7 protein-coding genes are annotated in these 12,750 nt (G+C 73.8%); 6 read left to right on the plus strand and 1 reads right to left on the minus strand.

Translation table 11 applies throughout. The features are described from left to right. The 6 genes from ACZ4VA_RS22455 to ACZ4VA_RS22480 all read left to right on the plus strand — a co-directional run. The coding region (locus ACZ4VA_RS22455) for a serine/threonine-protein kinase (RefSeq protein WP_468082418.1) at positions 1–1,974 on the plus strand (1,974 nt) is incomplete at its 5' end. Positions 1,975–2,251: 277 nt separating this feature from the next. Beyond that, entirely contained in the window at positions 2,252–4,123 is a 1,872-nt protein-coding gene (locus ACZ4VA_RS22460; protein WP_356170146.1) for a serine/threonine-protein kinase, read from the plus strand. Positions 4,124–4,277: 154 nt separating this feature from the next. Continuing rightward, complete coding sequence (locus ACZ4VA_RS22465; protein WP_468082419.1) at positions 4,278–5,945, plus strand: serine/threonine-protein kinase; 1,668 nt, start codon at positions 4,278–4,280, stop codon at positions 5,943–5,945. 158 nt (positions 5,946–6,103) lie between these two features. Next, a complete protein-coding gene (locus tag ACZ4VA_RS22470; RefSeq protein ID WP_468082420.1) occupies positions 6,104–7,813 on the plus strand; it encodes a serine/threonine-protein kinase in 1,710 nt (569 codons plus the stop codon). A 156-nt stretch (positions 7,814–7,969) separates the two neighbouring features. Then, on the plus strand, positions 7,970–9,631 hold the full coding sequence (locus tag ACZ4VA_RS22475; protein WP_355786986.1) for a succinic semialdehyde dehydrogenase: 1,662 nt from the start codon (positions 7,970–7,972) through the stop codon (positions 9,629–9,631). A 48-nt stretch (positions 9,632–9,679) separates the two neighbouring features. Continuing rightward, a complete protein-coding gene (locus ACZ4VA_RS22480; protein ID WP_468082421.1) occupies positions 9,680–11,545 on the plus strand; it encodes a GMC oxidoreductase in 1,866 nt (621 codons plus the stop codon). Between the two features lie 104 nt (positions 11,546–11,649). On the opposite strand, the gene ACZ4VA_RS22485 is transcribed toward ACZ4VA_RS22480, so the two are convergent. Continuing rightward, positions 11,650–12,642, minus strand: a complete 993-nt coding sequence (locus tag ACZ4VA_RS22485; protein WP_356243056.1) for an LAETG motif-containing sortase-dependent surface protein — start codon at positions 12,640–12,642, stop codon at positions 11,650–11,652. Positions 12,643–12,750: the final 108 nt, after the last annotated feature.

Below are 12,750 nucleotides of genomic sequence, written 5' to 3' on the forward strand. Positions count from 1 at the left end.
CGTCAGCGGCCTGGGTACGGTGCCGAGTCCGGGCAGGGTTCCGGGTACGGGGGCGGGTCCCGTCAGGCGTCGGGGTACGGGCCCGAGGGCGGGCAGGGGCTGCCTGCGTACGGTGCCGGGGGCGGTCGGGGACCTGGTCAGGGTCCTGATGCCGGTCAGCGGCCTGGGTACGGTGCCGAGTCCGGGCAGGGTTCCGGGTACGGGGGCGGGTCCCGTCAGGCGTCGGGGTACGGGCCCGAGGGCGGGCAGGGCACTGGCTACGGTGCCGGCGCCGGTCCGGAGGCTGGGCGTGGAGGTGCGAACCGGCGGGGCGACGGTGGGCAAGGGGTGGAGTACACGCCCGGCAACCCGCCGCCCGGGCAGATAGCCGACCCGTACGGAGTCGGCCGTGCGAACCCCTGGCACGGCGCCGTACCGCGGACCGGGCCCGGTGCCCAGGGGCGTACCGCGCTCCCGGGCGGAGCCGGCGACCAGGCGCACACGGCGTTCCACGACCCGGGGAACGGCGGCGCCCCGCTGCTCGAACCGGCGCAGGAGTCCGTCCACGAATTCGGCGCCGCCGCCGCGACGCCCGCACCCGCCACGGGCCTGCCCCACCAGCAGGGCCGCCGCCAGGTGCCACCGCAGGGGTCCGCCCCGCAGCCCGCCCAGGACACCGCCCGCTGGGACCACCTGGTCGCCGGTTCGGCGCCCCGCCGCGGGCCCGCCACCGCGCTGGCCGCCGAGCGGGCACGTCAGGCGCGGATGGCCGTCGTCGGCCCGGTGACCGAGCGCTGGGCGCCCGAGCAGGCCGGCCCCGTGCACGAGAACTGGCAGCTCGCCGCACCGATCGGGCCCGCCACCGACCTGTGGGCGCTCGGCGCGCTCCTCTTCCGTGCCGTGCAGGGGCACGCGCCCTACCCGGAGGAGAACACGGCCGAGCTGGTCCAGCTGGTGTGCGCGGAGCCCCCGGCGTTCGCCGAGGAGTGCGGTCCGCTGCGGCCGGTCGTGGAGTCGCTGCTGCGCCAGGACCCCACGGAGCGGCTGGACTTCGAGGACCTTCGCGGCTGGCTGCGCTCACTGGTCCGGTCGGCTCCGGAGCCGGAGGCGGGCGCGCACGTCATCGCCGCGCCCCCCGTCGACCCGCGGCGGCTGCCGATCGTACGGCGCCGGGGCGAGCTCGTCCGCAGGCGCCGGGCCGGGCTGCCCGCGACCAGCCCGCACGCCCGCCACAAGCGCGCCAGGCAGGAGCGTTCGGCCCCGCCCCGCCGGCTGGGCCGCAACCTGGTCCTGCTGGTGCTGCTCATGCTGGCGGCGGCGGTCGCCTACGCGCTGTACTTCATGCCGAAGGCGGACACCACCGGCGGCACGGACAGCGAGCGCACGGGCGCCGCCGAGAAGGCGGAGCCGAGCTCCGACACCGGTGCGGGCGACGGCGGCGAGGCGAGCAGCGAGCCGCGTCCCGACCAGACCTCGCCGGGGGACGGCAAGAGCCCCTCGAAGTCGGCCGGTTCGGGGCAGAAGTCCTCCGACCCGGACGTCGCCCAGGGCTTCACCGTGCGCAAGGACGCCGAGGGCTTCCGGGTCGCCGTGGCCCGCGGCTGGGACCGGGCGCCGAAGAACGGCCGCGGCCAAGTCGTCTACTCGCACGGGGACTTCCAGCTCATCGTCGTGCCGGGGCGGGACAGCACGGAGGCGTACGGCAAGGACCCGATGGCGTACCAGCGCGAGCGGGAGCGTGAACTCCAGCCGTTCCGCGACTCGACGTGGGCCACGTCCAGCGGGATGCGGACCATCGACGTGGGCGGCCGGACCATGGCCGAGGGGCAGTTCACCTGGACCGACGGCGAGGGCCGCGAGCTGTTCGTGCGCAACCTCGCGATGGCGGTCGGCGGCCGGTACCACGTGGTGCAGGTGCGCGGTCCGGAGGCCGAACGCGACGAGGTGACACGGCTGTTCGAGCAGGCGTCGGCGACGTATCAGGTCACCGGCTGAGGCGTCCGGCACCCGGGGCCACGGCGGCTGCGGCCACGCGTCCGGTGCGGTCCGGTGCGTCCGAGGGCCGACTCCCCCCTTCCGCGTACCGCGTCCGAGAGGGCTCCCTCATGTCTGCGGACGTCCCGTGACGCGCAGTTGACCCCGCGGTTGCCTCACGGTCGCGGAAGCGAGAACCGTCACAGTGCGGTCTCCGTACGACCGCGCCGGTTCCCTGCGGGACGGCGTGGTCCCTAGGGTGACCCTGTCAAGACCATTGCGGGGAAACGTGAATCAGATGCAGGGCCTGCTCCTCGCGGGCCGCTACCGCCTCGTCGAATCCATCGGCAGCGGGGGCATGGGCCGGGTGTGGCGTGCGCACGATGAAGTGCTGCACCGCGCCGTCGCGGTCAAGGAGCTGACGGCCGCGCTGTACGTCACGGAGAGTGACCGTCCGGTCCTGCTCGCCCGGACGCACGCCGAGGCCCGGGCCGCCGCCCGGATCAACCACTCGGCCGTCGTCACCGTGCACGACGTCCTCGAACACGACAACCGGCCCTGGATCGTCATGGAGTTGGTCGAGGGCAACTCGCTGGCCGACGAGGTCAAGGCGCGAGGGCGGGTGGAGCCCGTCGAGGCGGCCCGCATCGGCCTGTGGGTGCTGCGCGGGCTGCGCGCCGCGCACGCCGCCGGTGTCCTGCACCGCGACGTGAAGCCGGGCAACGTGCTGCTCGCCGCCGACCGGCGGGTGCTGCTCACGGACTTCGGCATCGCGCAGGTCGAGGGCGACACGACGATCACCCGCACCGGTGAGATCGTCGGCTCGGTCGACTTCCTGGCCCCCGAGCGGGTGCGCGGGCACGATCCCGGGCCCGCCTCGGACCTGTGGGCCCTCGGGGCGACGCTCTACACGGCGGTCGAGGGCACGTCGCCGTTCCGGCGCACCTCCCCGCTGACCACGATGCAGGCGGTGGTCGACGAGGAGCCCGCCGAACCGCGCGGCGCGGGACCGCTGGGGCCGGTCATCCAGGCGCTGCTGCACAAGGATCCCGCCGCCCGGCCCGGTTCCGAGGAGACCGAGCAGATGCTCGCCGAGGCCGCGGAGGGACGGCGGCCGCGTGCCGCGCAGGCCCATGTGCCGACGCAGCACGTGGACACGGGCCGGATGACGGCGGACCGGCGCGAGGGGACGGGCGCGGTCGGCGCCCACACCCACGGGCCGGCCGGTCACGGTGCCGCCGCACACGGGCCGACGGCACATGGGTCCGCGGCACATGGGTCCACGACCCACGGGTCCGCGACCCACGGGTCCACGGCACATGGTTCCGTCGCACATGGCGCGTCCGCACCCGCGGCAGTCGGGTACGGGCCGTCCGGTTACGCGACCGACCCCCGTGGCCCGGGTGCGCCCGGTGGACCGGGCGCACCCTCCTGGACGACCACCCACGTGCCCGGCCACCAGATGCCCGGGGCGCCGGGAGCCACCCTCCACGGCCCGCCCCTCGCCCACCCGTACGGCGACGGCGCTCCGGGCGCCCCGAAGAAGCGCAGGCTGGGCCGCACGCTCGTCCTCGTCGCCGTCCTGGCCGCCCTCGTCGGAGGCGGCGGCGCCCTCGCCCTGCACTACACCCAGGGCATGGGGGAGCAGCGCGGCGGCACCACGACCGGCACCGGTGGCACCGACGGCAAGGGGCAGCGGAAGAACGGCGCGGTGCCCGCCGACTGGGTGCGCGTCGACGACGTCGAGGGGTTCAGCCTCGCCCTGCCGACGAAGGACTGGAAGCGCCAGGTCAACGGCAACCAGATCGACTACACGCCCGACGGCGGCAAGCACTTCGTCCGTATCGCCGTGGACGACTCGCCGGACTTCGACAACCCCTACGCGCACCAGCTCGACCTGGAGCAGCAGTTGAAGAAACTGCGGGACTACCGGCGGATGAGCCTGCAGTCCAACACCTACCGCGACTGCCGCGGCGCCCTGTGGGACTTCACCTGGACGGCGCTCGGCAAGGACACGTCCTTCCCCGGGCCGCGCCGGGCCATCGAGCAGACGTATCTGGGCCGTGACGGCGTCGAGTACGCGATCTACATGTCGGCCCCCGCCGCCGACTGGGACACCACGCGGGAGCAGTTCGACGCGATACTGCGGGGCTGGCGCCCGAACGGCTAGGCGGTGTCGGCGAGTCCGGCCGGGCGGTGGGCCGGCGGTGTCCGGGCTCCTCGGAAGCCGTCCGGAGTCCGGCTCCGATCGGCCCGTGTCACATGTCGGCCACCGCGTACCGCAGTACCCAAGGCCCCTTGTCCGGTGCGGCATGATGGGCCGCATGGGGACCGAGGGGGACAACGTCCGCGTGATCGCCGGACGTTACCGGCTGGAGGCCAGAATCGGCCGGGGCGGCATGGGCGTCGTCTGGCGGGCGACCGACCAGCTGCTCGGCCGGCAGGTCGCGGTCAAGGAGCTGCGCCTGGACGAGTCGCTGTCGGCGGACGAGGGCCGCACGCAACGCGAGCGCTCCCTGCGCGAGGCCCGGGCCGTCGCCCAGCTCAGGCACCCGCACATCATCGTCGTGCACGACGTGGTCGAGGACGACGAACGCCCGTACATCGTCATGGAGTTGATCGTCGGGGGTTCCCTCGCCGACCGCATCGCCACGGCGGGGCCCGTTGACGCGGCCGAGGCCGCCCGCATCGGCGCCGACCTGCTCGGCGCACTGCGGCACGCGCACGACGCCGGGGTCCTGCATCGTGACCTCAAGCCCGCCAACGTCCTGATGGAGGCGGGCACCGGCCGCGTCGTCCTCACCGACTTCGGGATCGCCCAGGTCGCGGGCGCGACGACGCTCACCGAGAACGGGGCCTTCGTCGGCTCCCCCGAGTACACCGCGCCCGAGCGGATGTCCGGCGCGAGGACCGGCCCCGAGTCCGACCTGTGGTCGCTCGGCGCCCTGCTGTGCACGGCCCTGAGCGGTGAATCCCCGTTCCGGCGCGACTCGTTGGGCGGCATCCTGCACGCGGTGGTCGTCGACGAGGTACGGCCGCCCGCCCAGGCCGAACCCCTGCTGCCCGTCGTACGCGGCCTGCTGGAGCGGGATCCGGACCGACGGCTCGGCGCGGTGGAGGCGGAGGGGATGCTGCGGACGTTCCGTCAGACGGGGCGCACACCGCACGTGGGGACCGGGTACACGCCGACCCGGCGGGACGTGCCGACGCGAGGACGCGTCCCGGCGCCGCCCGCGCCCCCCGCCCCGCCCGCCGGCACCGGCCCCTCGGCTCCCGAGGCCCCCGCGGCCGGACCGCCGCGGCGGCACTCCGCGCGAAGCATGCTGGTCGCCGCCGCCCTGGTGGCCGCGATGGCCGGGGCCGGTCTGTCCGCGGCGGCGCTGCTGATGCGCGACGGCGGCGACGGCGGGGACCCAGCCGCGGGATCGGCGCCGCACGGCGCGACCCGTACGACGCCGAGCAGCGCCGCGCCGAGCACGTCAGGACCGGCGCTGCCCACGCCCACGGTGACCGTGACACGCTCGTCGGGCGCCTCGCCCGCCTCCCGAACGGTGCCCGAGGGGTACCGCCTGGCCCGTGACCCCGGCGGGTTCACGCTCGCGGTGCCGGAGGGCTTCGCCCGCGAACCGCAGGGGGAGCGCGTCTTCTACCTGTCGCCCGGCTCGGCCTTCCGGCTCGGCATCAAGATCGCCGTTCCCCGGTCCGGCGGGCCCCTGGCCGTGATGCGCCACTCCGCCGCCGAGGGCCCCTCCACCAACCCGGGCTACCGCGACGGCCGGGTCACCGCCACCACACGCGGCACGGACCCCGCCGCCCTCTGGGAGTTCAGCTGGGACGGCTTCACCAGGACGGAGGGCGCGCGGCACACGTACGACCTGTGCTGGGAGCAGGACGGGCGGATGTACGACGTGTGGGTGTCGGCGCCGGTCGGCAGGGTCGCCGAGGCGAAGAGGTACTTCGACGTCGCCGTGGACAGCTTCGAGCCGTCGTGACGGGCGCGTCCCGCCGCGTGGGCGCTCGTTCCCGGCGGGGCCGGCGGTGTGGGCGGGATCGCCGCAAAGAGGAGATATGGGGCGGTCCGCGTCACGGGTCTGTGACCGCGGGACGACCAGGGTGGATCGGCGGCTCCCGCCACGATATGCATGGGTTCATGAGCAGCGACGGGGGAGCCCTCCACGGGGCCGACGAGCCGACCAGTTTTGGGCTGCAACCGCCGCGACCGGCCGTGCCGGGCGCGCAGGCAGCCGCTCCCGGGCAGCAGCCCGCGGTGCCCTACCCGGGCAATCCCTACGCGACCCCCACCCGCGTCATCCCTGATCAGCAGCCGCAGCCGCAGCCGCAGCCGCAGCCGCCGGCGCCGCGGCAGGCCGTGCAGGACCCGGGCGCGGGGCGCCTGATCGCCGGCCGCTACCGGCTCCTGTCGAAGCTCGGTCACGGCGGCATGGGCACCGTGTGGCGGGCCAAGGACGAGACGGTGGACCGCGAGGTCGCCGTCAAGGAGCCCCGCGTCCCGGACCACCTTCCCGAGCGTGAACGCGCCAACGCCTTCGAGCGGATGCGCCGCGAGGCCCGGGCCGCCGCCCGGCTCGACCACCCCGCCGTCGTGAACGTGCACGACGTGGCGGTCGTGGACGGGCAGCCGTGGATCGTCATGGAGCTGGTGCAGGGCCGTTCGCTCGGCGCCGCGCTCCAGGAGGGCACCCTCGGTGTCCGCGAGGCCGCCACGGTCGGCCTGGAGATCCTCGGCGCCCTGGAGGCCGCGCACGCGGCGGGCATCCTGCACCGCGACGTCAAGCCCGACAACGTCCTGCTCGGCCGGCACGACCGCGTCGTCCTCACCGACTTCGGCATCGCCCAGATCGAGGGCGAGACGAACCTGACGGACACCGGCGGCTTCGTCGGCTCGCCCGAGTACATCGCCCCGGAGCGGGTGCTGGGCCAGCGTCCCGGACCGGCCTCCGACCTCTGGTCCCTCGGCGTGGTGCTGTACGCGGCCACGGAGGGCGTCTCCCCGTTCCGCCGCAGCAACACCCCCGCGACCCTCCAGTCCGTCCTCAACGCGACGCCCGCCGCACCGTCCGCCGCGAAGGGCCCGCTCGCCGAGGTGATCAACGGCCTGCTGGACAAGGACCCGGCCCGGCGCCCCGCCGCCGGCCGGGTCAGGGCGCTGCTGGAGGAGGCCGCCAGACCGCCGCGGGAGACCCAGGTCGTCCAGCTCGCCGTCCCGGGCGGCAGGAGCGTCCGCCTCGGCCGCAAGGCGTGGCTCGGGGTGGGCGCGGCGCTCGTCGCGGTCGCGCTGGCGGCGTACCTGGTGATCGCCGACCCGTTCGCGGGTCCGCTGCCCGACGGCTGGGTGAAGAAGCCGGAGAAAGCGCTCGGCGTGACGCTGGCCGTCCCGGCGGGCTACGAGGCGGGCCGCCCCGATGAGGACGACTCCGACCAGAACTGGGTCACGTACGGCGACCCGAGCGGCAGCGTCTGGATCGGCCTGAACGTGGCCCGCAGGGCCGAGGACTCCAGCAAGCAGATCAAGGACTCCGCGCGGGACCAGATGTGGGCCGACAACGCGGAGTTCAAGCAGAGCGGCGAGTACCGGCTGGACATGCCCGCGGCGCCGAGGACCGATCCGCAGGAGTCCACCCACCAGGGCGGGAAGTCCGCCGTGAACACGCTCGTCTACAAGACCACGGACAGCGAGCACCCGCGCCCCCGCGAGCTGCGGATCTTCTACTACAAGTCCGCCAAGACCGGCGACATGTACAAGCTGACGGTCAGCTACCCGGGCAAGGGCGACTTCACGGAGCGCGGCCGGGAGGTCGCCAGGACCGCGATCGCGAACCTGGACATCGCCAAGCCCTGAGAGGAAGCCCTCGAGTGACCAATCCGTGATCGCCGGACCCACAACGCCCTGATCAGCGTATTCGTTGCCAGCGATCACTGGCGCCGTGTGTGTACTCCGTGAAACCCCGTTACCGACGGGTACCCAAAGCGTCCGGGCGGGCATACCCTGCGGCTCATGACGGACTCGCAGGCCCCGGAGAAGACCGGCACCGACGACACGGCCGGGACGGGCACCACCGGCACCGGTGCCCTCGGCACCAACCCCCTCGCGCCCGCCCCGCGCGGCGCCCGCACCGCCGCCGACGTCGTCACGCCCGAGCTGGTCGCCCAGCTCACCAAGGGCGTCGTCGGCTCCGGCCGCACCGCCAACCACACGCCGCTCACCGGCGCGAAGCTGGCCGACCTGCCCGAGTCCACACCCGAGGACGTCCGTACGGCCTTCGAGCGGGCCCGCGAGGCGCAGGCCGTCTGGGCCGCCGTCCCGGTGCGCGAGCGGGCCGCCGTGCTGCTGCGCTTCCACGACCTGGTGCTCGCCCGGCAGGCCGAGGTCCTCGACCTGATCCAGCTGGAGACCGGCAAGGCCCGGCTGCACGCCCACGAGGAGGTGCAGGCGGTCGCCGTCGCCGCCCGGCACTACGGCCGCAAGGCCCCCTCGTACCTGAAGCCCAAGCGGCACACCGGCGCCGTCCCGACGCTCACCAAGGTCACCGAGCTGCGCCACCCGCGCGGCGTCGTCGGGCAGATAGCGCCCTGGAACTACCCCCTGGAGCTGTCCGTCGGCGACGCGCTCCCCGCCTTCGTCGCGGGCAACGCCGTCGTCATGAAGCCGGACACGGAGACCTGCCTGACGGCGCTGTGGGCGCGCGACCTGCTCATCGAGGCCGGTCTGCCCGCCGAGGTCTTCCAGGTCGTCATCGGCGAGGGCCCGGTCGTGGGCCCCGAGGTCGTCCGGTACGCCGACTACGTGTCCTTCACCGGCTCCACCCGCACCGGCCGCGAGGTCGCGCAGGGCGCCGCCGCCCGCCTGGTCGGCGTCTCCCTCGAACTCGGCGGCAAGAACGCCATGCTGGTGCTGGAGGACGCCGACCTCGACAAGGCCGCCGCCGGTGCCGTCCGCGCCTGCTTCTCCTCCGCGGGCCAGCTCTGCATCTCCATCGAGCGGCTGTACGTCCACGAGTCCGTAGCGGACGCGTTCCTCGACCGGTTCGCCGCCCGCACCAGGGCGATGCGGCTCGGCACCTCCCTCGCGTACGGCGCCGACATGGGGTCCCTGGTCGGCGAACGGCAGCTGGAGACGGTCACCCGGCACGTCGAGGAGGCCGTCGCCAAGGGCGCCACGCTCGTCGCCGGCGGCGTGGCCCGCCCGGACATCGGCCCGTACTTCTTCGAGCCGACCATCCTCGACGGCGTCGAGGCGCCGATGGCGGTCTGCGCCGAGGAGACCTTCGGGCCGGTCGTGTCCGTCTACCGCTTCCGCACCGAGGACGAGGCGGTCGAGCTCGCCAACTCCACGCCGTACGGCCTGAACGCCTCGGTCTGGACGAAGGACGGCCGTCGCGGCAGGGCCGTCGCGGCCCGGCTGCGCAGCGGCACCGTCAACGTCAACGAGGGCTACGCGTCGGCGTACGGCAGCGTCCAGTCGCCGATGGGCGGCATGAAGGACTCCGGTCTCGGCCGCCGCCACGGCTCCGAGGGCATCCTCAAGTACACCGAGGCGCAGACCGTCGCCCACCAGCGGCTGCTGCCGATGGCGCCGTCGCTGGGCATGGACGACGAGAAGTACGCCGCGTTCATGAGCCGCAGCCTGCGGGCGATGAAGGCCCTGCGCCTGCGCTAGGGAGACCCCGGCCCCCGGTCAGCACCCGCTTCTCAACGAGGAGAGCACGTGTCACAGGAGAACTCCGTCCAGAAGCCGGACGCGGCCGCTCCCGCGGACGTCCCCGCCGGGGGCCCCGCGGGCGCCCCCGCGGAGCGCCCCGAGGAGACGTACGACTACGACGTCGTTGTCGTCGGCTCCGGCTTCGGCGGGTCCGTCACCGCCCTGCGCCTGACCGAGAAGGGGTACCGGGTCGGCGTGCTGGAGGCGGGCCGCCGCTTCACCCGCGAGGCGCTGCCCAGGAACTCCTGGGACGTCAAGAACTACCTGTGGGCCCCGAAGCTCGGCATGTACGGCATCCAGCGCATCCATCTGCTGGGCAACGTCATGGTGCTGGCGGGCGCGGGCGTCGGCGGTGGCTCCCTCAACTACGCCAACACCCTCTACGTACCGCCGAAGCCCTTCTTCGAGGACCCCCAGTGGAAGGACATCACGGACTGGGAGGAGGAGCTGAAGCCGTACTACGACCAGGCCCGGCGCATGCTCGGCGTGCGGCTCAACCCGACGACGACGCCCTCCGACGTCCACCTCAAGGCGGCCGCCGAGCGGATGGGCGTCGGCGACACCTTCCACATGGCGCCGGTGGGCGTCTTCTTCGGCGACGGGGAGGACGCCGACGGCAGCGCGAAGGCGGCCCCGGGCGAGCGGGTCGCGGACCCCTACTTCGGCGGCGCGGGACCGGAGCGCCGGGCGTGCCTCGAATGCGGCGAGTGCATGACGGGCTGCCGCCACGGCGCGAAGAACACGCTGAACGAGAACTACCTCCACCTCGCCGAGAAGGCGGGCGCCGTCGTCCACCCCATGACCACCGTCGTGTCGGTCACCGACGACTCACGTGGCGGGTACGCGGTCCGGACGCTGCCGACCGACGACCGGCGCAAGGGAGCGGGCCGTACGTTCACCGCCCGCCGGGTCGTCCTCGCGGCCGGCACCTACGGGACGCAGACCCTGCTGCACTGGATGAAGGCCGGCGGGCAACTGCCGTACCTGTCCGAGCGGTTGGGCGAGCTGACCCGCACCAACTCCGAGGCGCTGGTGGGCGCGCAGACCGACAACCGCCGCTACCGCAAGGCGTACGGCGCGCCGAAGGCCGACTTCACGCGCGGGGTGGCGATCACCTCGTCGATCCACCCGGACGCCAACACCCACATCGAACCGGTCCGCTACGGCCGGGGCTCGAACGCGATGGGCAGTCTGTCCATCCTCCAGGTCCCCTACGCGGAAGGCTCCTCCCGGGCCCTCGGCTGGCTGGTCAACGCGGCCAAGCACCCGGTGCAGATGCTGCGTTCGCTCTCCAACCGCCGCTGGTCCGAGCGCACCATCATCGGCCTGGTCATGCAGTCCCTGGACAACTCGCTGACGACGTACCTGAAGCCCTCGGGCGCCGGCAAGGGCCTGCTGACGGCACGTCAGGGGCACGGGGCGCCCAACCCCAAGCAGATCAAGGCCGCTTCGGAGGCCGCCACCGCCATCGCCGCCGAGATCAACGGCTTCGCCGGCAGCAACGTCGGCGAGCTGATGGGAACGCCGCTCACCGCGCACTTCCTCGGCGGCTGCGCGATCGGCGACTCCCGGGAGACCGGCGTGATCGACCCGTACCACCGGCTGTACGGCCACCCGGGCATCTCCGTGGTGGACGGCGCCGCCGTCTCCGCGAACCTCGGCGTCAACCCGTCGCTCACCATCACCGCCCAGGCCGAGCGCGCGATGTCGTACTGGCCCAACAAGGGCGAGGCCGACCCGCGTCCGGCCCAGGGGGCGGCGTACGAGCGGCTGGAGCCGGTCGAGCCGCGGTCGCCCGCCGTCCCCGCGGACGCGTTCGGCGCCCTGAGGCTGCCGTTCCTCGGGATGCCGACGGTGCCGCCGAAGAACTGAACCGGCCGCGGCCCGGCCGCCGCAGGACATGAAGAAGGACCTGTGCCCCCCTCCGAGCCCAGGTCCTTCTTCATGTGCGGGGCGTGGGCCCCGGACGGTCCGCGTTACGCGGCGGCGTCACCGGACTTGCGGCGGCGCACCACGAACACCGCACCGGCACCGGCGACGACGGCGGCACCGCCGACGAGGCCGATCACCGGCAGGGCGGAGCTGGAGCCGGTCTCGGCGAGGTTGCCGGTCGGCAGCTCGGAGACGTCACCCTGCGGCTTCTTGATCGGGTCCTTCTCGTCGTCGTCGCCCGGCTCGGCCTCGCCCGGGTTCGGGTTCTCGGAGCCGGCCTTGAGGACCACGAAGTCGTACTGGGCCCAGCCCTCGGCGACGCACTCCTGGCCGTCGACGTTGTCGAGGTAGGCGCCGGAGCCGAAGGAGTAGGCGTCGCCCGCGGGAGCGTTCTTGTCGATGCTGACGCGCAGGTCGACGGACTCGGTCTGCTTCGCCTTCAGTTCCTCGACGTAGAAGAAGTAGTCACCGGCCCACGAGTCGTCGCCGATGCGGGTCCACTTGCCGGACTCGGGGTTCTTGAACTCCAGGTCCACGTACTGGCTCAGGTACTTCGACTCGTCGAGCTCGTAGTTCTCGATCTCGGCGTAGAAGGCGACGCCCTCGATGTCGATCTTCGAGTCGTTGGTGACGGTCAGCTCGAACGCGTGGTAGCCGCTGCCCGCGACGATCTTGCCGGGGAGGCCCTTGATGTCCGCGGACACCCTGGCGTCGCCGTACTCCTCGTCCAGGTCCTCGCAGTACGGGACCTCCGGGTCGTCCGGCTCCTCGCTCGACGTCGCCGAGGGCGTGACCGAGGGGCTGGTGGAGGCCGGCGGGGTGGAGGCCGGGGGCGTCGAGGCCGGCGGCGTGGAGGCCGGTTCCGTCGTGGCGGGCGGCGTCGACTCCGGGGAGCTGGGCGCGGGCGCCGTCTCCGTGGTGCCGGCTGTCGGCGTACCGGTCGGCTCGTCCGCGAACGCGGACGGCGCCGACAGCAGGGCCAGCGGGGCTATGACGGCCGTCGCGGCCGCGACGGCCATGGCACGGCGAAGCTTCATGAAGACCTCGGGAAGTCCGGCGCACCGCGGTGACGCAGCACGCGAAAAGTGTCAGGAGGCCTCCGCGGTGGGGCGCGGGTGTGGCCGTTGTGTCAGCAGGTGTGACCC

Source organism: Streptomyces sp. NPDC028308, assembly GCF_055565855.1.

Bases quoted from the DNA above. Each gene is read 5' to 3' on its own strand.
- ACZ4VA_RS22475 (WP_355786986.1), top strand. From the start codon at position 7,970: ATGACGGACTCGCAGGCCCCGGAGAAGACCGGCACCGACGACACGGCC.
- ACZ4VA_RS22485 (WP_356243056.1), bottom strand. From the start codon at position 12,642: ATGAAGCTTCGCCGTGCCATGGCCGTCGCGGCCGCGACGGCCGTCATA.
- ACZ4VA_RS22460 (WP_356170146.1), top strand. From the start codon at position 2,252: ATGCAGGGCCTGCTCCTCGCGGGCCGCTACCGCCTCGTCGAATCCATC.
- ACZ4VA_RS22470 (WP_468082420.1), top strand. From the start codon at position 6,104: ATGAGCAGCGACGGGGGAGCCCTCCACGGGGCCGACGAGCCGACCAGT.
- ACZ4VA_RS22465 (WP_468082419.1), top strand. From the start codon at position 4,278: ATGGGGACCGAGGGGGACAACGTCCGCGTGATCGCCGGACGTTACCGG.